The organism is Enterococcus moraviensis ATCC BAA-383, from assembly GCF_000407445.1.
In the GTDB taxonomy this organism is placed as follows: Bacteria; Bacillota; Bacilli; order Lactobacillales; family Enterococcaceae; genus Enterococcus_L; species Enterococcus_L moraviensis.
In genome coordinates this window covers 943,601-965,512 of record NZ_ASWB01000001.1, presented here as the reverse complement: position 1 = coordinate 965,512, position 21,912 = coordinate 943,601, and the positions used below count along the sequence as shown (strand labels likewise).

21 protein-coding genes and 1 other annotated feature are annotated in these 21,912 nt (G+C 37.4%); of the genes, 19 read left to right on the top strand and 2 right to left on the bottom strand.

The genetic code is table 11. The features are described from left to right. Positions 1 to 16 precede the first annotated feature (16 nt). Both I586_RS04535 and I586_RS04530 read left to right on the top strand, forming a co-directional pair. A complete protein-coding gene (locus I586_RS04535; protein ID WP_010763181.1) occupies positions 17 to 604 on the top strand; it encodes an ATP-dependent Clp protease proteolytic subunit in 588 nt (195 codons plus the stop codon). A 260-nt stretch (positions 605 to 864) separates the two neighbouring features. After that, positions 865 to 1,299, top strand: coding sequence for a hypothetical protein (locus I586_RS04530; protein ID WP_010764348.1), 435 nt, complete (start codon positions 865 to 867; stop codon positions 1,297 to 1,299). A 387-nt stretch (positions 1,300 to 1,686) separates the two neighbouring features. Here the strand turns inward: I586_RS04530 and I586_RS17360 are convergent, their stop codons facing one another. Both I586_RS17360 and I586_RS04525 read right to left on the bottom strand, forming a co-directional pair. Next, positions 1,687 to 1,848, bottom strand: coding sequence for a hypothetical protein (locus tag I586_RS17360; protein ID WP_010764349.1), 162 nt, complete (start codon positions 1,846 to 1,848; stop codon positions 1,687 to 1,689). Between the two features lie 32 nt (positions 1,849 to 1,880). Continuing rightward, a complete protein-coding gene (locus I586_RS04525) occupies positions 1,881 to 2,237 on the bottom strand; it encodes a hypothetical protein (protein ID WP_010764350.1) in 357 nt (118 codons plus the stop codon). A 151-nt stretch (positions 2,238 to 2,388) separates the two neighbouring features. After that, positions 2,389 to 2,648 (top strand) — a binding site (T-box leader). A 140-nt stretch (positions 2,649 to 2,788) separates the two neighbouring features. On the opposite strand from I586_RS04525, the gene I586_RS04520 reads away from it, so the two are divergent. From I586_RS04520 to I586_RS04440, 17 genes are all read left to right on the top strand, one after another. Then, positions 2,789 to 4,069: an O-acetylhomoserine aminocarboxypropyltransferase/cysteine synthase family protein gene (locus tag I586_RS04520; RefSeq protein ID WP_010764351.1), complete on the top strand. Its 1,281-nt coding sequence runs from the start codon at positions 2,789 to 2,791 to the stop codon at positions 4,067 to 4,069. Positions 4,070 to 4,509: 440 nt separating this feature from the next. Then, positions 4,510 to 4,773, top strand: a complete 264-nt coding sequence (locus I586_RS04515) for a hypothetical protein (protein WP_139242716.1) — start codon at positions 4,510 to 4,512, stop codon at positions 4,771 to 4,773. Between the two features lie 51 nt (positions 4,774 to 4,824). Further along, positions 4,825 to 6,348, top strand: a complete 1,524-nt coding sequence (locus tag I586_RS04510; RefSeq protein WP_010764352.1) for a 2-isopropylmalate synthase — start codon at positions 4,825 to 4,827, stop codon at positions 6,346 to 6,348. Further along, complete coding sequence (gene leuB, locus I586_RS04505; protein WP_010764353.1) at positions 6,348 to 7,394, top strand: 3-isopropylmalate dehydrogenase; 1,047 nt, start codon at positions 6,348 to 6,350, stop codon at positions 7,392 to 7,394. Before I586_RS04510 ends, leuB begins: the two co-directional genes overlap by 1 nt. A gap of 1 nt (position 7,395) precedes the next feature. Continuing rightward, complete coding sequence (gene leuC / locus I586_RS04500) at positions 7,396 to 8,772, top strand: 3-isopropylmalate dehydratase large subunit (protein WP_010764354.1); 1,377 nt, start codon at positions 7,396 to 7,398, stop codon at positions 8,770 to 8,772. Then, entirely contained in the window at positions 8,772 to 9,359 is a 588-nt protein-coding gene (gene leuD / locus I586_RS04495) for a 3-isopropylmalate dehydratase small subunit (RefSeq protein ID WP_010764355.1), read from the top strand. The genes leuC and leuD overlap by 1 nt, the downstream gene beginning before the upstream one ends. 218 nt (positions 9,360 to 9,577) lie before the next feature. Next, entirely contained in the window at positions 9,578 to 10,324 is a 747-nt protein-coding gene (locus tag I586_RS04490) for a class I SAM-dependent methyltransferase (protein ID WP_010764356.1), read from the top strand. Between the two features lie 31 nt (positions 10,325 to 10,355). Beyond that, positions 10,356 to 10,850, top strand: coding sequence for a hypothetical protein (locus I586_RS04485; RefSeq protein ID WP_010764357.1), 495 nt, complete (start codon positions 10,356 to 10,358; stop codon positions 10,848 to 10,850). A gap of 167 nt (positions 10,851 to 11,017) precedes the next feature. Next, positions 11,018 to 11,230: a hypothetical protein gene (locus I586_RS04480; protein ID WP_034701508.1), complete on the top strand. Its 213-nt coding sequence runs from the start codon at positions 11,018 to 11,020 to the stop codon at positions 11,228 to 11,230. A 334-nt stretch (positions 11,231 to 11,564) separates the two neighbouring features. Next, entirely contained in the window at positions 11,565 to 12,692 is a 1,128-nt protein-coding gene (locus I586_RS04475; RefSeq protein WP_010764358.1) for a site-specific integrase, read from the top strand. Positions 12,693 to 13,046: 354 nt separating this feature from the next. Beyond that, positions 13,047 to 13,745, top strand: coding sequence for a winged helix-turn-helix domain-containing protein (locus I586_RS04470; protein WP_010764359.1), 699 nt, complete (start codon positions 13,047 to 13,049; stop codon positions 13,743 to 13,745). An 83-nt stretch (positions 13,746 to 13,828) separates the two neighbouring features. Beyond that, positions 13,829 to 17,965: a pectate lyase-like adhesive domain-containing protein gene (locus tag I586_RS04465; protein ID WP_010764360.1), complete on the top strand. Its 4,137-nt coding sequence runs from the start codon at positions 13,829 to 13,831 to the stop codon at positions 17,963 to 17,965. A gap of 14 nt (positions 17,966 to 17,979) precedes the next feature. Then, the gene (locus tag I586_RS04460; RefSeq protein WP_010764361.1) at positions 17,980 to 18,327 is read left to right on the top strand and encodes an EF2685/EF0750 family sortase-dependent surface protein; all 348 of its coding nucleotides are present in this window, start codon (positions 17,980 to 17,982) and stop codon (positions 18,325 to 18,327) included. Beyond that, the gene (locus I586_RS04455) at positions 18,324 to 19,130 is read left to right on the top strand and encodes a WxL domain-containing protein (RefSeq protein WP_010764362.1); all 807 of its coding nucleotides are present in this window, start codon (positions 18,324 to 18,326) and stop codon (positions 19,128 to 19,130) included. The genes I586_RS04460 and I586_RS04455 overlap by 4 nt, the downstream gene beginning before the upstream one ends. Before the next feature lie 37 nt (positions 19,131 to 19,167). Then, positions 19,168 to 19,947, top strand: a complete 780-nt coding sequence (locus I586_RS04450; RefSeq protein WP_010764363.1) for a WxL domain-containing protein — start codon at positions 19,168 to 19,170, stop codon at positions 19,945 to 19,947. A 128-nt stretch (positions 19,948 to 20,075) separates the two neighbouring features. Further along, the gene (locus I586_RS04445) at positions 20,076 to 21,221 is read left to right on the top strand and encodes a WxLIP family cell surface protein (RefSeq protein ID WP_010764364.1); all 1,146 of its coding nucleotides are present in this window, start codon (positions 20,076 to 20,078) and stop codon (positions 21,219 to 21,221) included. 22 nt (positions 21,222 to 21,243) lie between these two features. Beyond that, positions 21,244 to 21,912 (top strand): hypothetical protein, encoded by a 669-nt coding sequence (locus tag I586_RS04440; protein ID WP_010764365.1) that lies wholly within the window; start codon positions 21,244 to 21,246, stop codon positions 21,910 to 21,912.

Genomic DNA, 21,912 nt, shown 5'->3' with positions numbered 1-21,912 from the left:
GGAGGCCATCTGACATATGAACTATTTAGATGAAAACGAAGAAACAGAAGAAAAACAACAACCAAATGCGTTTATGAAAAAACTATTTGAAGAACGAACAATTTTAATTTATGGTGAAATCAATCAAGATTTAGCACGAGAAGTTACATCACAATTGCTATTACTTGCAGCGATGGGTGATGAGCCAATCAAGATTTTCATTAATAGCCAAGGCGGACATGTTGAAGCGGGCGATACGATCCATGATATGATCAAATTTGTTAAACCAGAAGTGATCGTAATCGGAACAGGTTGGGTTGCAAGTGCGGGTATTACGATTTATTTAGCTGCTGAAGCGAAGAACCGTTACAGCCTACCAAATACGCGCTACATGATCCATCAACCAGCAGGTGGCGTTCAAGGTCAAAGCACGGAGATCCAAATCGAAGCGAAAGAAATCATTCGTATGCGTGAACGCGTGAACCGTTTGATTGCTGAAGCAACAGGCCAAACATACGAAAAAATCGCAAAAGACACAGATCGTAATTTCTGGATGTCGGCTGATGAAGCAAAAGATTATGGAATGATTTCTAAGATCATCCAAACAAGTGACGAAATTAAATAAATAATTGAAAATTAGGCCCGAGAAATAAGCCAGCATTCACGAAAATTGTTCTTTAAATTTTTGTGAATGCTGGCTTATTTCCGATGGGACTGCTTCTGCTTCCACCGTTTATTCGGGATTAGCATGTTTAACAAAAAGAGAACAACCCCCGTTTATTTTTATAGGAATAAAAGGAAATAAGCAAATTACAGATTCTTCTTGTCATCCACCTATAAAACAGTGTAAAATTAAGTGATTACCAAAAGAAAGTAGGAAAGAATGTGAAACCAAATTTAGGTTATTATGTACAAAACATCAACGATATCGTCAAAGAAACAGAAGAAGTCGGTGAAAAAATGAATGACTATTACGAAGAAGTTCGTAAAGCCATTGACGAAGAAAAAGTATCTGATTTATCACCAGAAAGAATTGCTGAAATTCAACGTATTTTCCAAGATGGAACGAAAGAATACACGCTTATGTTAGATAAGGTTAGTCAATTACGCCCACCAGCACGAGTAATGGGTATTCATAAAAAATTCGAACGCTCATACATTGAATATTTAGCTGGATGTAACGAAATGATTTTATCTTTAGACCCAGAAAAAGGCATAGATATCGATCTATTTAATAAATCAGAAGAAAAACAAGACAAAGCAACAGATGATATCTCATTTGCAATTACACGCATGAGCAATCTTTTATTAAAAAAATAAAAAAAAAAGAGAAAACATGACAAAAAAGAGCGATAGTTAATATTTTTTTAATGTTATTTTTAGTAGACAAATAAAAAAATGTGTTGTATTATGTATTCATACCAACAACAACCTTTTTATTTTTCATTTTACTCTTATTGAGTAATACTCCTTTTCCATCGGCCTTTTCAGCCGGTGGTTTTTTTTATTTTTATTTTTTTGTTTTTTTATCGATACGAAATAATAGAATTTCGGTTTTTGTTTTAATATAATTTTAGTTATTTATTCTTTTAGAACCAATAATGGAACAAAAATTAGTTCATCATTGATAATAAGCTTGAACAAATAGACAAAAAGGACTAAAAGAAAACCTCTACAGGTTTTCTTTTAGTCCTTAAATTAGTTGTATCAATTTTCTACATTACGAACATAATCATCAAAATACTGAACAAGATCAGCTTTGATCTTTTGGTATTCCGCTTCTGTGTATTCACGTTCTTCAATCTTTCCATTGAAAAATGGAATTTCCAACTCTTCGCGCAAGCGATCTAATACTTCGCTTTGATCCATTTGGGCACCTTCTTTACGTGTGGTCTACTCTATTATAAAACATTAAAATCATTCGTCAACTGCTCAAAAGAATCTTTCATAGCAGTTAATTTAGTATAAAGTAGAATACTATCCTCGTCTTCAAGAAGAAAGACCTGCTTCAATTCAAAATAGAAGTCCTCAAAGGCACTAAAAAATGGTTGAACCTCTGATTTAGTTAATTCACTATTACTATAGTAAAAAACACGAACACTATGATAGTAAGTAAAAACCTCATTGATATTCAAAAGAATGCGTGTGTCCTCAGGACGTGGGCGGCTAGTCACTAAATCATATAAAGTTAAACTCTTTGTATGGATCTCAGATAGATAAGATAAAAGTAATTCCACTTTTTCATTGCTTGCTGACATTAAATCGACCTCCAATTTCCCTTATTATAATAAAAAAAAGAAAGAAAGAGAAATAGGACACTCCGTTCAAATAAAATATTTAGTTTGGATGAAAAAAAAACGAAAAATAATTGACAAATGAATGAGTATGTTCTAATATTACCTATAATAAATAAACTCATTGAAAAGAAGAGTAAACAAGCAGACATTTGAATTTGGCTAGATTGTTTAATCTCAGCTAAACTTAGAGAGCTTTCATTTGGTGGAAGAAAGCAATGAACACTTGTCGAAAATGATCTTGGAGAGGAAAAATCAATACGATTTTTACGGCAGCTACCGTTATCAAAGCACCAAATTAAGAAGCAATTCTGCGTTTGAGTTGAGATGGAAGTTATTTCCAATAAAGGTGGTACCGCGACAATCGCCCTTTACTAGTAAAAAGCTAGTAGAGGGCGTTTTTTTCGTTTCTTTACACTAAATTTATAAAAGAGGGGGCATTATGCAAGAAAGGGATATATACAAAAAGTAGTCTAGACTAAAACAATCAATTAAAAGAAAAGGAATGAGGCATAATGACGAACGCTAACTATCAATTCGAAACAATTCAAATTCACGGTGGACACATCCCCGACAAAGAAACAAATTCAAGAGCAGTGCCGATTTATCAAACAACATCCTACACTTTTGATGATACGCAAGATGCTGCAGAAAAATTTGCCCTTTCAAAAGCTGGTAATATCTATACCCGTATTACCAATCCAACGACAGCCGTTTTAGAAGATCGTTTAAATGAATTAGAAGGCGGTGTTGGTGCTGTGGCAGTAGCTTCTGGGACAGCGGCCGTTACGTATGCAATCCAAAATCTCGCAAGTAGTGGCGATCATATTGTTTCAGCCTCAACATTATATGGTGGCACATTCAATTTATTTGCTCATACATTACCAGAATTTGGTATCACAACAACATTTGTTGAACCAGATCATTTAAACAATTTTGAGGAAGCAATCAAAGAAAATACAAAAGCGATTTTTGTAGAAACAATCGGAAATCCAATCACAAATGTTGCTGATTTAGAAGCCATTGCAGAAATCGCACATAAGCATGAACTACCATTGATCGTTGATAATACCTTTGCTACAGCGTATTTAAATCGTCCGTTTGATTTTGGCGCTGACATAGTGGTTTATTCTGCAACAAAATTTATTGGAGGACATGGTGTTGCTTTAGGTGGTGTTGTTATTGATTCCGGTAAGTTTAACTGGGCAAACGGCAAATTCCCTAAATTAGTTGAACCAGATCCAAGTTATCATGGACTTTCGTATACAAATGATGTGGGCGCTGCAGCATATATCACTCGATTAAGAGTATCTTTATTACGCGATACTGGAGCAGCGATTTCCCCATTCAATAGTTTTTTATTGATTTTAGGCTTAGAAACATTATCTTTACGATTAGAGCGTCATGTAGAAAACGCATTGGCGGTCGCAGAATTTTTAACGAAACACCCTAAAGTGGAATGGGTCAACTATCCAGGGTTAACCGACAATAAATACTATGAATTATCGAAAAAGTACTTACCTAAAGGCGCAGGATCAGTCTTTACTTTTGGGGTAAAAGGTGGAGCTGAGGCAGGGAAACAGTTGATTAATCATGTTGAAGTATTCTCACTCTTGGCCAATGTTGGGGATGCAAAATCATTGATCATACATCCAGCTTCAACTACACATTCTCAATTAAGTGAAGAAGAACTAAAAGCATCAGGGACTTCACCAGAATTGATTCGATTATCAATTGGGATTGAGAATATAGAAGATATTCTTGGAGATCTAGCGCAAGCACTAGACAAGCTATAACGAAAAAAAAGGGGATGGAGCAGAAGCAACGACTACGCTTCGATCACATCAAATTCTAAGTGCTAAAGCACTAAGATTTGAAGGATCGGGAATAAGCTGAGAGTTAAATACTTCTGTCTCCACCTCTTTCTTAAAAAAATTCTCATAAAACTATTGACTTTAATTTGAATCTTCTGTATCTTTAACATTATAGTTTGAATTATTTAAAAATTCTGACAATAAAGGATGTTGACTATTATGAACAAGCAAATAACAACAATTACATTCTTATTATTAATGAAGGACTCATCACACTGATCTCTAGAAACCAGCTGTAGCCCAGCTTTTTCTTATCAGACGTTGAGAGTCCTGTTTTCGCATTGCATGAACGGGATGATAAAACATCCCATATTCGTGGGATGTTTTTTTGTTGCAAAACACAGCGACTGCTTGCAGAGCTGATGTTGCGCAATACTTGGCGAGCGAAGCGAGAGAAGTTACTTTCGTCTAAAACACAGCGACTGCTTGCAGAGCTGATGTTGCGCAATACTTGGCGAGCGAAGCGAGAGAAGTTACTTTCGTCTAAATCACAGCGACTGCTTGCAGAGCTGATGATGCACAATACTTGGCGAGCGAAGCGAGAGAAGTTACTTTCGTCTAAATCACAGCGACTGTTTGCAGAGCTAATGATGCACAATACTTGGCGGCAAGGAGAAAAGACCTAACCACAAAAAATGAAGAACACCATTCACTCAATTCGGAAAGGATGTATGAACATGAAAACTATCCAATTTTTTGACACCACTCTAAGAGACGGCGAACAAACACCAGGCGTAAATTTCAACACAAAAGAAAAAGTTCAAATTGCCAAACAACTAGAAAAATGGGGCATCGATACGATCGAAGCGGGATTTCCAATCGCATCAATTGGCGATTTTGAAGCAGTCAAAGCAATCGCTGAAAATGCTGAAAAAATGACCGTTGCAGGGCTTGCTCGTTGTCAAAAAGCTGACATCGATCGCGCTCATGAAGCGTTGCAAAATGCCAAGCACCCACAAATCCATGTATTTCTAGCAACTAGCCCGGTTCATATGGAATTTAAACTAAAAATGACACCAGACGAAGTAATCGCTTCTATTAAAGAACACGTTAGCTACGCTAGAACCAAATTTGAGAAAGTTCAGTTTTCACCAGAAGATGCAACCAGAACAGACAAACCATTTCTATTAAAAGCAGTTCAAACAGCTATTGATGCGGGGGCAACAATCATCAATGTTCCAGACACAGTTGGTTATTCCAACCCAACGGAATACGGTGCACTATTTAAATTTTTGATTGAAAATATCCAAAGTGACCAAGAAATTATTTTCTCCTCTCATTGTCATGATGATCTAGGCATGGCGACGGCCAATGCCTTAGCGGCTATCGAAAATGGCGCTCGTCGAGTGGAAGGAACAATCAACGGTATCGGCGAACGTGCTGGCAATACAGCACTTGAAGAAGTAGCGTTGGCTCTTTACATCAGAAAAGACTTCTACGAAGCTCAAAGTAATATCACATTGAATGAAACTAAAAGAACCAGCGATCTCGTCAGTCGTCTATCGGGTGTTGCAGTACCAAGAAATAAAGCCATCATCGGAGCGAATGCCTATGCACATGAATCAGGTATCCATCAAGATGGTGTATTGAAAAATCCAGATACCTACGAAATCATTACACCGTCACTCGTTGGGGTAAACGAAAACTCATTGCCATTAGGGAAATTATCTGGTCGTCATGCTTTTGCAACTAAAATGGAAACACTAGGCTATCAACTAACTGATGATGAATTAAAAGATGCTTTTAAACGCTTTAAATCATTAGCGGACAAAAAGAAACAAGTTACAGAAGATGATCTGATTGCTTTAATGGTTGGTCAATCGCAAGAATGTAGCGAGAATTATCGCTTAGAACGTGTCCAGCTACAATATGTGTCCGATGGCAGTCAAGGAGCAATTGTTTCCATCAATACAGGAGATGACGAAAGTAAAACAGAATCAGCAATCGGTTCTGGTAGTATTCAAGCGATTTATAATTCAATCGATAAAATATTTGTCCAAAAACCAGAGCTTCAAGAATATTACATTAAAGCCATTACAGGCGGGGAAGATGCTCAAGCTGAAGTACATGTAACCTTAGCAGATGCTGAAAACAATAAACAATTCAACGGCATCGGTATCGATTTTGATGTTTTACAAGCGTCAGCGAAAGCCTATGTCAAAGCCAGTGAACAATTTCAAAAAGAAGTGGGGAAAGCATAATGAGCAAACGAATCGTAGCATTGCCAGGTGATGGCATCGGAGCCGAAATAATGGACAGCGCACTAAAAATTTTAGCTGAAATCATGGTACAAGATAATCTAGATTTTGATATTGAACGCTTTGCTTTTGGTGGCGCTGGTATTGATGAGCAAGGGGATCCTTTACCAGCAGAAACACTAAAAGCCTGCGAAACAGCCGATGCAATTTTACTTGGTGCAATCGGCGGTCCAAAATGGGACAATGCGCCAAAACGACCTGAACAAGGCTTACTTGGATTAAGAAAAGCTTTAGGACTTTTTGCCAATATCCGTCCAATATCAGTACCAGATGCAGTCGTTCATTTATCGCCATTAAAAGAAGAAAATGTTCGAGGCGTTGATTTTGTAGTCGTTCGCGAATTAACAGGCGGTATCTACTTCGGTGAAAAAAACCTAGGGGATACAGAAGCCTCAGACCTTTGTACTTACTCAAAAACTGAGATTCAACGCATTATCAGAAAAGCGTTTGAAATCGCTCGAACTAGAAATAAAAAAGTCACATCTGTCGACAAAGCCAATGTACTAGCAACCAGTAAATTATGGCGTCAAACTGCAGAAGAAGTGGCACAAGAATTTCCAGATTGTATCTTAGAACATCAACTAGTTGATTCAGCGGCAATGGTCATGATCCAAAAACCTAAAACTTTTGACGTAATCGTCACAGAAAATCTATTCGGCGATATCCTAAGTGATGAAGCATCAGTGATTCCAGGTTCACTCGGTATGATGCCAAGTGCCAGCCACAGTGAATCAGGGCCCTCGTTATACGAACCGATCCATGGCTCTGCGCCGGATATCGCCAATCAAAATAGCGCCAATCCAATGTCGATGATCTTGTCGGCGGCAATGATGTTGCGCCAATCGTTTGACTTAGAAAGCTCAGCGAAGAAAATCGAAAATGCTTGCGATCGTGTGATGAATCAAGGCATTCTAACCACAGATTTAGGTGGTAAAGCCACAACCACAGATTTTACAGAAGCCGTACTAACAGAATTGAGAGGTGCTTAACATGGGAAAAACACTATTTGATAAACTTTGGGAACAACATGTAGTCTCAGGCGTTGCAGGAGAACCACAACTACTTTACGTCAATCTTCATCTGATTCATGAAGTAACCTCACCACAAGCCTTTGAAGGGCTAAGAGAAGCTGGCAGAAAAGTCCGCCGACCAGATAGAACCTTTGGGACAATGGATCATAACGTCCCAACCCAAGATATTTTTAACATCACCGATTTGGTAGCAAAAAAACAAATCGAAGCTTTACAGAAAAACTGTGAAGAATTCGGTGTAACTCTTTGTGATAACGGCAGTGACCGTCAAGGAATCGTGCATATGGTGGGACCCGAAACAGGCTTGACCCAACCAGGAAAAATCATTGTTTGTGGGGATTCCCATACAGCTACGCATGGTGCTTTTGGTGCGTTGGCATTTGGGATCGGTACAAGTGAAGTTGAACACGTTTTTGCCACACAATGTATTTGGCAAAATAAACCAAAATCAATGGGTGTCAAGATCACTGGGAAACTAGCAAAAGGCGTCTATGCCAAAGATATTATTCTAGCGTTGATTGCAAAATATGGCGTTGATTTTGGTGTGGGGCATGCGGTTGAATTTTACGGGGAAACGATCGAAAACCTAACGATGGAAGAACGCATGACCATCTGCAACATGGCCATCGAAGGTGGCGCAAAAATGGGTATGATGGCGCCAGATGAAAAAACTTTTGAGTATGTGCGTGGCAGAGAATACGCGCCAGAAGATATGGATGAAGCAATCGCCGATTGGAAAAAACTACCAAGTGATCCCGATGCTGTGTACGATACCAATCTAGAACTAAATGCAGAAGAATTGGTGCCATTTGTAACATGGGGCACGAATCCAGAAATGGGTATTCCAATCACAGGAACCTTCCCAGAAATCAAAGATATGAACGACGAACGTGCCTATAACTATATGGATCTAAAACCGGGACAACGCCCATCAGACATCGAAATTGGCTACGTCTTTATTGGCTCTTGCACGAACGGGCGACTATCTGACCTAGAAGAAGCAGCTCGCATCGTTAAAGGAAAAAAAGTCAAAGAAGGCATTACCGCAATCGTCGTACCAGGCTCTAGACCTGTTCGTAAAGCAGCTGAAAAAATCGGATTGGATAAAATTTTCACTGAAGCAGGCTTTGAGTGGCGGGAACCAGGTTGTTCCATGTGTCTAGGGATGAATCCTGACCAAGTACCAGCAGGCGTTCACTGTGCCTCAACATCCAACCGAAACTTTGAAGGCCGTCAAGGTAAAGGGGCAAGAACCCATCTTTGTAGCCCGGCGATGGCAGCAACTGCTGCAATTGAAGGAACATTTAGAGACATTAGAGAGGAGCTTGGTGCATAATGGAGGCATTTACACAACATACAGGAACCACGGTTCCACTAATGAACGACAATATCGATACAGATCAAATCATTCCAAAATCATTTCTAAAACGAATCGAAAAAACAGGGTTTGGCGAGTTTTTATTTGATGAATGGCGTTACTTGCCAGATCGTACACCAAATCCAGAATTTACCTTAAATAAGCCGCAATATAAAGAGGCAACCATTTTGATTTCTGGTGATAACTTTGGTTCAGGCTCATCAAGAGAGCATGCGGCTTGGGCGTTGGATGATTATGGCTTTAAAGCAGTGATTGCAGGAAGTTTTAGTGATATTTTTTATATGAATGCCACGAAAAATGGCTTACTACCGATTGTGTTGAAACATGATGAGTTGGATGCACTGGCAGGACTTGGGGCAGATGAAACGATTACGATCGATTTGCCTGCCCAACAAGTGATCACGCCAAATGGGACGTATTCTTTTGAAATCGACGGAACATGGAAGCATAAGTTGGTCAATGGATTGGATGATATTGCAATCAGTTTGACGCATGATGATGAAATTGCGGCTTATGAAGCGAAGATTCCGGCGTATTGGCAATAGGAAATAGTAAGAGTGAGGTTGGGACAGGAGTGTTTAACCCCGAGAAATAAGAAGAAATTCACGAAAATTGATCTTCAAATTTTTGTGAATTTCAGCTTATTTCCGAAGGGGTTGCTTCTGCTCCCACCGTTTATTCATATTTAGGGTGTGAAACAAAAGTGCTTTTTACTTTTGTCCCACATCCTTCTTTTCATTACATCGTTAGGAGCGTGAAATCAATGGAATGGGATGCAAAAAAATATAATACCACCCACGATTTTGTTTTTAAATACGGGGCTGGCTTGTTGGAGTTATTGCCGAAAGAACCGAAAAAAGTGTTGGATATCGGCTGTGGGACGGGTGAATTGACGAATCGAATGGCGGAACTTGGTCATGAGGTGACGGGGATCGATCAGTCAGTAAATATGATCAATCAAGCAAAAGAAAGTTATCCTGATTTGATTTTTTTACAGGAGGATATTTTAAATCCCTCGGATCAAATTGGACTGTATGATGTCGCTTTTTCAAATGCTGTTTTTCATTGGATTCCTGATCAAGAGTTGTTATTGAAAAATATCAGTGAACATCTAAACATGAAAGGGCAGTTGATTTGTGAGTTTGGTGCAGTTGGAAATGTTCAGATGATTAGAGAAGCTTTTGGGCGTGAGTTAAATGCATTAGGTGTACCTTTTGAGGAGCCGTTTTGCTTTACGTCTGTTGAGGATTATCGGATTTTGCTAGAAAAGAATCATTTTGACGTTGTGGAAATGTTAGAATATGAACGACCGACACCTCTTAAAGGACAGAAAGCAGGTCTTAGAGAATGGATGGAACAGTTTTATGCTTCTGAGTTGGGGGAACTGTCGGAAAATCAAAAAGAGCAGCTATTTGTGAATATGGAGCAAGAATTGGCCCCTCGTTTGTGGAAGAAAGATCATTGGGAAGCAGATTATCGAAGATTAAGGGTAAATGCTTTGAAACGCTAGATAATGCTAAGCAACTAAGGAGAAAAAGGAAATGAAAATGAAAATAGGACTGTTAACGGTATGTATTATTTTAGTATTGTTTGGTTTAACATTTCGAGTAAAAGATGAAAAAGATGATTTAATCAGTAAAATAGAACAAAAGAAATACGGAGAAACAATTTTTAATTATATGAAAACAGAAACTTATTTTAATGCCGAAACATTAAAAGCTAGCCCAGAAGTTAAAAAAATTAAATTGATTTTAGCGTTTTATGGGCAGAATATTGAGAAAGATAGTGTCACTGTTTATCTCAATCAAACTATTTCTGGGCTTAATGAGTCTGGACAAGATGTTTATGGTTCAAATTTTCCTGTTGTTTATATACTCGAAAAACAAAAAGATGAATACAACGTGACCCATTGTGAAGAACCGAGAGATGGGTCGTTTTATCAAGAAGATATCAAGAGGATGTTTCCCAAAAAAAAGTTTGATTTATTGAAGAAATTAGAAGGTAACAAAATCACGTTTGAAGAAGAGGTGGAATAACATTTAATTCATTTAGTATATAGTAGAAATAAAGAGTTTTCTCAAATGAGGGCTCTTTTTATTTATCTATAAATCTTTTTGAAATTACAAGTAAGTGTACTATAAAAGAAGTTGAAAAGGTTAAGAATAAAGAATTAAAAATCTCGTTTACTGCCAAGTTGATTTTAATGAAAGCTACGATCCATACACAAAGTCAGATCAGCTCGTTAACACAACAGCAAAAAATTGCAGCAGGATCACTAATGGATATCTATGATAAACGTAGTATAGGCTATCCAGCTGATATTATTTCATCTATACTAATAAGACAGGTAGTCTTGAAAAAAGAATTTTCAAGACTACCTGTCTTATACATAGTGAAATTTATTATTATTATGTGAATATTTTGTGGAAAAACAAAAAGTTATGATAAAATCTTAATTCGATTATTTTTTTAAAATATCCTGAAAGAATTAAGTTCAAGATACTTTTCTCTTTATTATATGTAATCAAAAGAGTGGAATTGATTACTTGTATAAGTATATTCTATTATTTTTAATTAGTCTAGCTTAAAAATATCTTTTTATTCTCAATTTTTTCTTTTAAAACGAAAAAAAATGATAATAATTTATTATTTTATTGATTGATTAGGGTTTGAGAAAGAGATGTTTATATTATAATTCATTTTTTAGCCGTCAAAAACCGTCAAATTTAAAGTATTCAGGAGGAAAAATTATGTCAAAAAGAGGAGAAAATATCTATAAACGAAAGGATGGTCGCTGGGAAGGTAGATATAGAAAAGGACGGAATAAAGAAGGTAGAATTATTTATGGGTATGTTTATGGAAAACAATATAATGAAACAAAAGAAAAATTATCAAAAAAAAATGCAGACTATTCTATACGTAGTGAAACATCTGCACCAGAAGAAATGATGGTAGATGAATGGTTGAACTATTGGTTAAATATTTTAATGAAAAATAGAATCAAGCCTTCAACTTATTCAAATTATAGAGGACGAATTCAACGCCATCTTTCGCCATTTTTTAAAAATAAGCAATTATCTACGCTTGAAACAGCGGATATAGATAAATTTATTTATTCGTTGTACCGATCAGAACTTTCTTCAAATAGTATACGCAGCATTATTAGTATGTTAAGAAGTGCTTTAAAAAAAGCTGTGAATGATAACAAGATTTCCAAAAATCCCTGCCAAGGAGTATTATTACCAGCTTTATCAAAAAGGGAAATAAAAAGTTTAGACAAAAGGCAACAGAAAAAATTAGAACAAATTGCTTTATACAAAAAAGAATGTTCAGCGGAAGTTATTGCCTTGTATACGGGGATGAGAATTGGGGAAATCAGTGGATTAAAATGGGAAGATATTGATTTTAAGAATAATAAAATTTTTGTGAAAAGAACAATTTCTAGGATACCATCAGTAACAGAGCCACACAAAACAGAGATTATTATTGGGAAACCAAAGTCAATTAATGGCGAACGTGCAATTCCAATATCTAAAAATCTAAAAAGATATTTAATGGAAAAGAAACAAAGCAGTACCAGCTTATACGTTATTTCCTGTAAAAATAGTTTTACAGAGCCTCGTATTATCAATTATCGTTTTAAAAAAATAGTAGAAGAATCAAAAATAGGACAGGTTCACTTTCATGCATTACGCCACACTTTTGCAACTAGATGTGTTGAATCAGGAATTGATATTGCGACATTGAGTAAAATCCTAGGACATGCCTCAACCAAAATGACGCTTGATATTTATACTGATTCTTTATGGGAAACGAGACGCTCGGCTATGATGTTGATTGACAGACAGCTCAATTATGACGAAAGAATAACTTTATAATGTAAAGGGTAAATTGGTACAGAAGTGTTTGACTCTGAGAAATAATAAAACGTTATTTCTGGTTCTACATTTATTCAGATCACTTTAGGCTAGGACCTAACTCTATGAGTTAGGTCCTAGCCTTTTTTTAGCCGTCAAAAAAATCGTCAAATTATTTTGAAAAACTAGCAATAATCAGTTGAAACGACAGAATATCTTGAACTTAATTCTTTCAGGATAATATTATTTTGTTTTTATTATGAGTATGACAAGTACAAATTTCAGATCAAAACGTCTTCAATAGTATTTTACTGTTGAATGCATACTACGAAAAGTTTTTAGTTCTGGATATAAATTTAGTAGGAGGTATCTGTGATGTATACTATCGGTATTTTTCGAGATTCGTCTCAACCTGTATTGGATTATACCAAAAACTTCGTGAGTTTAGGTCATGAGGTTACAATTTTACAAGCAGGGGATGTAGGTTCTGAACTATTAAATGTAGATGCATTTATTATTGAAGAATCGACTGTAGCTGAACTATCTCGTGTTTGTCAAAATATTCTAGAATTAAGAATGAGATTAAATAAATTGATCTGGGTATTGTTGATTGATAACGATGAAGAAACAAAAACAAAAAAGAAAATTTATCTGCAATTAGGTGCAGATGGTGTTTCTGCTTATGAAGAGGAATTTGCGTTACAATTCTCAAATATCTTAAAGCGGATTGAGGCTAAAGAACACTCGATTGTTTTGGATACTGTATCGAAGACTGGGCCATTATTAGAATTGCTTCCAGAAAATCTTAGTGTGCTAAGAGAAGGAAAAGTTGAAATCAGTCTAACCAAATTGGAATTTAAAGTATTGGAACTACTTTTTAGTAAGCACGATAAGGCTTTAACTTACGAAGAAATCTATCAACATATTTGGGCTAATGACGGTGCTGAGAAAAAAGAATATCGAGTGAGTAATATCATATTCCATTTAAGAGGAAAAATTGAAGAAGACCCTACTTCACCAAAATTTATTAAAACGGTTCGAACAATCGGGTATAAATTAGCGCTAAATCAATGAGTAAAGGGTATTGGTATGGTGAATGCTTGAAGGAGGTGAAGAAGCTAAGAACATTCTTTTAAACTAAAGGGACAGGAGGGAAAATGAATGAAATGATTAAAAAAAGAAAATTTCAATTAGTTGGAATGAGCATAGCCATTCTTTCGATTCTTATTTTAGCTATGTTTTCACAAATGTATTCTTCTACAAGTAAGATTTTTGCCAAATCACCGATTTCATTGACAGCTGTTGAAGATGAACTTTATGCAAATGAAGTATTTCATATAAAGATCTCTGACACAAGAGCTGAAAATGAGCTGAAGAAGTCTGACGAGAGTGATCAGTCAACTAATTCGATGAGTCAGAAAAAAGAATGGCAACTTCGTCTACCTGAAGGAATAAATTTTGATGAAACACAAGAAAGAGCCATGCTGTTAAATGAAGACCCCAAAGCAGAGTTTCCTGTTTTTAATTGGAATGAGGAAACACGGATGTTAACTATTACAGTGAATAGTGATCAATCTTCCCTGAAATTAGCGTTATTAGCAGACAAAAGTGGCGATTATTCACTGATGATAACAGATGAGGCAGGTAGCGTTACGCAGCAAGAGTTAAAATTAGCAGTTAAAGAACCAAAAGAGTCTACAGATGATAGCCAAAAGCTGCAAGCCGCTGATTTAGTTCAACCAAGAACATTAATGAATCGAGCAGCTGGAACAGCAGAAGTGACAGATTGGCAAAGTTTTGTTGAGGCGATCGCAGATAACACAGTGAATACTATTTCGCTACAAAATGATATTACATTGTCAGGCACGCTAAATAACTATAAGGATTTATTTAGTGTTAGTTCAGTTGATCTAACCAGTGCGCAAAATGTTTATTTATATATCAATAAAAATGCGACTGCACGCTCACTAACGATTGATGGAAATGGACATAACTTTAATTTTGGCAACTTAGCGATAGGCTTTTTAAACCAAACGAGTTATGTATCAGGAAATTCAGGCACTATTTTTGGTTATTGGGATTTGAAATTTCAAAACATTAATATGAGTTCTTCAAACTATTCTGGCCCATTTTATATTTCATCGTATACGGCAACAGAGAGTGCTACGAATGGATTGACAGGAACGATTCGAAGTAACGCGAATATTTCTTATGATCTTACTTCAGCTACCAATACGAGAAATGTGACTGACTTTTTAGGTTACACGATTGGACTAAATGATCCTTGGGTAACAAATGTGGAACTGTTAAATGATATCTACACAACTGCACCAACCTATTCATCTAGTTATTTTATTTACAGTCCGTATTTACGTTACTCGCAAAATGTGACCACAGCGACATCGATTGGAATTGCTTCTGGTGGTGAGTCCCACATGTATTTCCAACTACAAGGAAATGCACGGACTGTCAAAGTAAATGGAAACAACTACACACTAGACTTTGGTTCGCTCTGTTTTACTTTCCAGGCTTATAATAACTATGGTTCAAAAGACTGGGATATCCAGTTTAGCAATATGACAGTTTATCACGGTAATTATTGGGGCGCAATGATTTTCAACAATGGTGCCAATGGTGGAAAGATGACCATGGATAATTATACTGGTTACGGAACACAGTTTTTAGAGTCGCAGCAAACCAATTTAACCCTGAAAAACAAAGTCCATTTAGAACAACAACGTACATGGACTTCTGTAAGAAAAGATGGGACAACGATTCGTACGTGGAATGTGAATAATTACCAACAAGGAAGTTTAGCGATTTCCACAGCCGTTGTAGAAGATAATGCAGATGTTTATATTTCTTCACTTGGATCGAACGTACTTTATATCCCATCAGGCAGTTTTAAAATCGGTAAAAATGTAAAACTAAAACTAGAACGTGGCAATCAAACAACTGCCGCCGAATACTATAATACGAACTTGAATATTTCAGGCGGTGTATTATCTGTAGGAGAAGGCTCTACTGTTGATATCTTAAACCATCACGGGACATATGGTGGTGCTGTCTATCTAGGATCTGCGTCATCTGAGTTAAATATTGGAAAAGATGCGACGGTAAATATCCAAACAGATGCCTATTCTGGAACGGGAAACAACGATATAAACTATAATCCAATCTATATGAATGGTGGTTCCATCAACGTTTCAGGGAACTTAAATGTTAAAGGGGTAAACATGGGGGCCAGCACAACTGATTTATTCTATGTTGCAAATAACTCAACCTTTATCGTTCAACCGAATGCTTCGTTTGATATTCAAAGCGATAGCACGTCTATCTCGCAATATTTATTACGAATGGGTGGCGCATCATCAACCTTTAAATTCTCAGATGCAAAACGTGTGAATCTGCAAAAAAACAAAGCATTGACAAGTGGAACAACGACAAATAATGGCTTGATTTGGTCTCAAGGAAACCTAGATGTTTCAGTTCAAAACGTCTTCCAATGGTCACTGAATAATGTGGCTGGCGGAGCTGATGGCGATAATGAGTATACCTATGAGTACATTCCTATGAGTAATATGCGATTAGCTTATGGAAGTGGCTTTAATCCTACGATCACAGCATCTAATGCGATGACAAATGAAACGTTGACTAGATTTAACGCGAATTTTACAACGAGAGGACAACAACGAGTTCTCTTTACCCGAGTACCAGATCCAAATATTGCGATTCATAGCATTGCAACCGATAATCGTGGCAATAACAGTTCGACCACTGTATCTGGCTATGCGATTCCAAATGCCTATATCCGTATCTGGGATGTACCAGTCAATAACTCGATCACGGCAGCCTTTGATCCATCAACTGATAGTATAAAATCACCTGTAGAAGATACGTCTACTCCAGCTGAATACCGTGCGAATTTTACAACGAAATCAGATGCGGCAGGGAATTGGTCAGTAACTGTACCAGCAGGGCATTATTTTACAGCTGGAAGTGTCATTCATGCCTACGGATTTGCGAATCTAAAAGCAGAAGAAGTGACACAAACAGTCTTGGATAAAACACCACCTACAGCTTCACCGGTGACTTATTATATGACGAAAGGTGATCCTTTGCCTGCAGCAAAAGACATGGTGAAAGATGTTAGTGATACAAGTCCAGTCAATACTGGTTTTGATTATGCCTATACGGATCCTACTACAGCAGAAACAGCAGCAAATACGCCAGGAACACACACGGTACAGATCAATGTATCTGACAAGGCGGTTGATGCTGATGGAAATCCAGCGCCGAATACCAAAGTTGTTGAGTCAACATTAGTTGTCTATGACCAGGCTTCAGGTGTTTCAGGTTCTGACTTTGAAGCATCGTATGTAGATATTCGTAATTTATCAGAAACAGAATTAAAGAATTATATCCTACAGCATAGTAAGCCAGAAGCCTATAAACTAACAAATGGAACTAAAACAGACCTGACTCAATTCGTTACTGTCACGGACTTTGGTGGTTTAAACAATGTGGGACAACTTCAACCAAAAGCTTACACCGTAACATTAACTGTAAAAGCAGCTGATTCAGGATTACCTACAGATATCACCACAACGATCCAAGTAACCGTTGTGGATGTTGATGCCGTACTATCTGTTGAATTCTTAAATGAAGCCAACCAAGTGTTGTCTGGGTATACCGTTAAACTAAATACTCAAGTCGGAGACACGATTGACTTAACAAAAGAGGAAAGTGTCACTACACAACTTACGAATGTGACGAATGCAGGATATGATATTGCGGAACGACCGACGAATGAAACAGCGGTAAACATCAATAATACTGCACTCACTGTTCAATACAAATTACAAGGCGTATTGAGTTTGACCTCAGTACCAAACGCTTTAGACTTTGGTTCATTAACGTACAATGCAACAACCAAACGAGTAGAAAATCCAGAATTTGACAAGCAATTAGTTGTTACAGATACTCGGGCAGATGCTGCCAATGGGTGGCGTTTAACGGCTACACTGACAACACCGATGAAAAACGGCAGCGGTCAAGAATTAGTGAATGCCTTACGCTATGTTACAGGCGGTAAAGAAACGGTTTTAGATAAAAATGCTCAAGTTGTTTACACCAATAGTAAAGGCACTGCAGGTAGTTTTGATGTTAGTGACAGTTGGGGCAAAACAGCAAATACTGACGGAATAAAATTACAAATCAATTCATCTGATACAGTGTATACAGGAGATTATGTCGGCGTAATTACGTGGAAAGTCATGGCCGGACAACCATAAAGGAGAGTGGGAAAATGAAACATAAAACAATAAAAGTAATCGTCTGCTCTCTGGTTGTGTTAATAGGCATGTTTAGTTATTCAAATAGTGCAAGTGCCAATGAAGGAACAGGAGGGCAGGTTAATCGAGGCGGTAAGATTTCGTTCTACGAAGAATCGACCAAACCAACCGATTCTTCCAGCAGTACTGAACCGAGTTCATCCATAACGACAACACCAAGTTCAACAGTGAAACCCGCTGGGAAAACTCTTCCTAGTATGGGGGAACTGATAAAAAACTACGGCATTTTTGGCATAGGTATTTTAGTCCTATTGTTACTACTTCTCTTTTTACGAAAACGTAGAAAGGGGGAGCAAAAATGAAGTTAAAACAAATCGGTATTGGGTCGTTAGCAATTGCTAGTTTGCTTCTAGCCAGCGCGACAGGCATTATTGCCCAAGCTGCCCCTGAAACGCTTGATCAATCAGGCTCAGTTAGTATCAAGGGAAGCGTGGTAACAAATCCTGTTGACCCTGAAAATCCAGGGAATGTTGTTGATCCAGGGGATAGTCCTTCAACCGAAGGCCCCCTTCGTATTGACTATGTTTCTGCTCTTGATTTTGGTGAAAGTAAAATTTCTAAAAATGGACGTAGCTATCATGCGCTTGCGCAGCAATTTTTTGGTGAAACAGGCCCTAGAGGTAGCTACATTCAAATTACAGATCAACAAGCAGAATCGTCTGGGTGGACGTTACAAGTCAAACAAAACTATCAGTTTACCAATCCCATCATTCAAGAAACGAATGAGCAGGATTTAAAAGGCGCGGTTCTTTCGTTAGACAAAGGGTGGGCAAATTCAAGTGGTACTAGTGAAGCCCCAACCGTGATGCGAGAAACGATTGCGTTAAATTCAATTGGTTCAGCATACGAAGTCGCAACTGCTAGAGCAGGCAGTGGTAAAGGCGTTTGGACCATTGCTTTTGGCGCATCGGATACCAATTCCAGCAAGCAACCTGTAACACTGACACCTGTAGTAAATGAAGCAGGAAAACCAGTGATAGACAGTATTTATACTAAACCAGTGTATAGCAATTCAGCAATCACACTAAGTATACCGGAAGCAACGAAGATTCATCCGGTAGAATACCAAACGGAGATAACTTGGATATTAGCCAAGTTGCCTTAATAAAAAAAACACACAAACAATTAGGAGGAATAGCAATATGAAAGCAAGAAGTCTTTGTGCATCAACATTAGTAGCAATTTTAGGAGTAACGGTTTTAGGAGCGGCAACACCTGCATTCGCAGCGCCAACTGAACTAACTTCAGAAGGTACAGTAAAAGTTACAGAAGGTACTGCCGGTGGTGGCGGAACTGAAACAGTCGATCCAGAAAACCCAGGTGAAGTATTGCCAACACCAGATCCAGAATCTCCAGATGAAAACACAAACACAGAGCAAGGATCTTTAGTTGTTGAGAAAACAACTGATTTAGACTTTGGGTCAATTGAAACATCTGCAAATGCAGTAACAAGCTTTGCAAAACCAATGACATTTAACGGTGGAACAACAAAACGTGGTGCTTATGTACAATGGGCTGACGTTCGTGCCGGAGGCGTTTTCGGTTATACAATCACAGCACAATTAACAAAACAATTCACATCAGGAGCAAACGTATTATCTGGTTCAACAATTGACTTCAGCAATGGACTTGCTGCAGCACAAGGTGATAATACAAACGCTGTTCCTTCAAACGTTCAAACTGGTTTCCAATTAACAGAAGCAGCGAACGATGCAAAAACAGTCGTTGTCGCTGACAAAGACAAAAAAGAAGGAAAAGGCCGTCACGTCATCGAATTCGGTCAAAGCTCAACATCACAAAACGGAACACCAGGAACTGATGCAGAATCTGTAAAATTAACAATTCCTGCAGCAACTGCTTCAAACATGGCTGTAGCGGATTATACTGCTACTGTAACTTGGAAAATTACTGCTGCTGAATAATCTTTAAGTACTTTAGTAAGCTGGTGAGATCTTCACCAGCTTGCTTTTTAGCTGAGAGAACAAGAAATTATCTTGTTTCATCAGCTTACATAGGATAAGAAAATAATTGAGAAGGTACGAGGTTTGTAATGAAAAAAAACATAAAAACAATCAAACAATGGCTTTTGCCAATCTTAATCGTGACAATCGGTCTTTTTTTTAGTCCATCAACTAGCCATGCCAATGGGGCCGAAAATAAGGACGTGGCCGGAGCAACAGGATTTACTTACAGCATTACCTTTCCTGATAATCAAATCAAAAAAGACTTAGGATACTTTAAATTACAGATGAATCCAGGAAAAAATCAACAGATTTCTATCGCATTAAGTAATCCTGGTACTGAAAAAGTGAAGATTGATGTTAAACTGAACGGGGCGAAAACAAACCAAAATGGTGTGATTGAATACGGTGAATCAACCATTAAAAATGATCCATCCGTACAATTTAATTTTACAGATATTGTTACTGGACCAGAGACAGTTGAACTGGCACCTGGGGAAACTAAGAATTTGGATTTGACTATCCAAATGCCGGAAACAAGCTTTGACGGTGTGATTGCCGGTGGTATCCAGTTGATGAGAGCAGATCAAAATGGTACCTCCTCTAATGAAGGTGGCTCAAAAATCGTTAATCAATATGCCTATGTGATTGGTGTTGTGCTCCAAGAATCAGAAAAGGTTCTTTCCCCAGATTTAGAATTAAACAGTGTTAAAGCTGGTCAAAGCAATTATCGCAATGCTATTTTTGTGAATTACTCTAATGTGATGGCAGCGTATTTAGATAATATGACTGTTGAAGTTCAAATAACAGCCAAAGGTAAAGAAACTGTTTTATATGAACGCAAACAAACTGCAATGAGAATGGCACCCAATTCCTTTATTGACTTTCCTGTCAGTATGAATGGTGAGCGCATGGTTGCGGGCGATTATGTCGCGAAAATTCTCGTGACCTCTGGCGATAAAAAATGGGAATGGACCAAAGACTTTAACATTTCAGATAAAGATGCGAATAAATTTAATGAGCGGGATGTTGGCTTAGTGCAAGAAAAAGGGCTGGACTGGAAATTGATCGCTCTGATCGTTGCAGGTGTATTGGTCTTGATTATTATTATTTTCGTGATTATTCGTATACTCAGTAAGAAACAGCAAGAAAAAGAATTAGCCTTAAAAAAAGAACGTAAAAAGAAGAAACAACAAGGTATATCTAATGGAAAAAACGGTAAGAAAAAGGAATAGGAAAGTATAGGAGCTGAAGTGTATGTCTGTTTTAGATTGGGTTTTCATCATAGGGATAGCACTGTCAATTGTTGCGCTCCTAGGGTCAGGCTATTTTATAGTGCAGGTTTTTCATAGTCGTAGTCTGCTAAAAAAACTTCCAAAAAAGAAATTTAAAAATAAAAAGAAAAATAGAAAAATCGCACGAAAAAAACAGCAGTTGATGAAAAAGAAAAAAAAGAGCGTACGCTTATTTTTGATGCTGTCATTCGTAACAGTAGCATTAGCTGGTGGTATGTCATATCTTTCTTATTACCAGTCGATGAATTTAACAACAGGAGATTCAGATTCTGTTGTGAAAGGCTACTACCTACTGAGAGACTTTGAAGATCAGCTGATTATAGCTCGTGATAAAAGTGATGATGAAGAAAAATTACAAAAAAATATTCGCTACTTAGCGACCTCTATGGCAAGCTATGGGACGAAAAAAGCAAGTGACATCAATTCAGAAGAAGGACAAATTACCTTGAATCGTTATTATAATTCAATCAAACAATTAGGAATGAATGCAAGTACGCAAACCAAAAACTTTTTCGGCAACCAAGAATTGGTGGATAGTTTTTTAGCCGATATCAAGAAAGCGCAAGTCTATGAAAAAGAAACATTTGATTATTACAAAGTGAATGAATCTGCTTTTAAAGAAGAAAAGTAA

What these genes read in the sequence shown, in the direction of transcription:
- I586_RS04445 (WP_010764364.1), top strand. Translation starts at nt 20,076, where the DNA reads ATGAAAAAAAACATAAAAACAATCAAACAATGGCTTTTGCCAATCTTA.
- I586_RS04480 (WP_034701508.1), top strand. Translation starts at nt 11,018, where the DNA reads ATGAAAGCTACGATCCATACACAAAGTCAGATCAGCTCGTTAACACAA.
- leuB (WP_010764353.1), top strand. Translation starts at nt 6,348, where the DNA reads ATGAGCAAACGAATCGTAGCATTGCCAGGTGATGGCATCGGAGCCGAA.
- leuD (WP_010764355.1), top strand. Translation starts at nt 8,772, where the DNA reads ATGGAGGCATTTACACAACATACAGGAACCACGGTTCCACTAATGAAC.
- I586_RS04485 (WP_010764357.1), top strand. Translation starts at nt 10,356, where the DNA reads ATGAAAATGAAAATAGGACTGTTAACGGTATGTATTATTTTAGTATTG.
- I586_RS04475 (WP_010764358.1), top strand. Translation starts at nt 11,565, where the DNA reads ATGTCAAAAAGAGGAGAAAATATCTATAAACGAAAGGATGGTCGCTGG.
- I586_RS04440 (WP_010764365.1), top strand. Translation starts at nt 21,244, where the DNA reads ATGTCTGTTTTAGATTGGGTTTTCATCATAGGGATAGCACTGTCAATT.
- I586_RS04515 (WP_139242716.1), top strand. Translation starts at nt 4,510, where the DNA reads ATGTTGCGCAATACTTGGCGAGCGAAGCGAGAGAAGTTACTTTCGTCT.
- I586_RS04460 (WP_010764361.1), top strand. Translation starts at nt 17,980, where the DNA reads ATGAAACATAAAACAATAAAAGTAATCGTCTGCTCTCTGGTTGTGTTA.
- I586_RS04525 (WP_010764350.1), bottom strand. Translation starts at nt 2,237, where the DNA reads ATGTCAGCAAGCAATGAAAAAGTGGAATTACTTTTATCTTATCTATCT.
- I586_RS04535 (WP_010763181.1), top strand. Translation starts at nt 17, where the DNA reads ATGAACTATTTAGATGAAAACGAAGAAACAGAAGAAAAACAACAACCA.
- I586_RS04510 (WP_010764352.1), top strand. Translation starts at nt 4,825, where the DNA reads ATGAAAACTATCCAATTTTTTGACACCACTCTAAGAGACGGCGAACAA.
- I586_RS04465 (WP_010764360.1), top strand. Translation starts at nt 13,829, where the DNA reads ATGAATGAAATGATTAAAAAAAGAAAATTTCAATTAGTTGGAATGAGC.
- leuC (WP_010764354.1), top strand. Translation starts at nt 7,396, where the DNA reads ATGGGAAAAACACTATTTGATAAACTTTGGGAACAACATGTAGTCTCA.
- I586_RS04470 (WP_010764359.1), top strand. Translation starts at nt 13,047, where the DNA reads ATGTATACTATCGGTATTTTTCGAGATTCGTCTCAACCTGTATTGGAT.
- I586_RS17360 (WP_010764349.1), bottom strand. Translation starts at nt 1,848, where the DNA reads ATGGATCAAAGCGAAGTATTAGATCGCTTGCGCGAAGAGTTGGAAATT.
- I586_RS04520 (WP_010764351.1), top strand. Translation starts at nt 2,789, where the DNA reads ATGACGAACGCTAACTATCAATTCGAAACAATTCAAATTCACGGTGGA.
- I586_RS04490 (WP_010764356.1), top strand. Translation starts at nt 9,578, where the DNA reads ATGGAATGGGATGCAAAAAAATATAATACCACCCACGATTTTGTTTTT.
- I586_RS04455 (WP_010764362.1), top strand. Translation starts at nt 18,324, where the DNA reads ATGAAGTTAAAACAAATCGGTATTGGGTCGTTAGCAATTGCTAGTTTG.
- I586_RS04450 (WP_010764363.1), top strand. Translation starts at nt 19,168, where the DNA reads ATGAAAGCAAGAAGTCTTTGTGCATCAACATTAGTAGCAATTTTAGGA.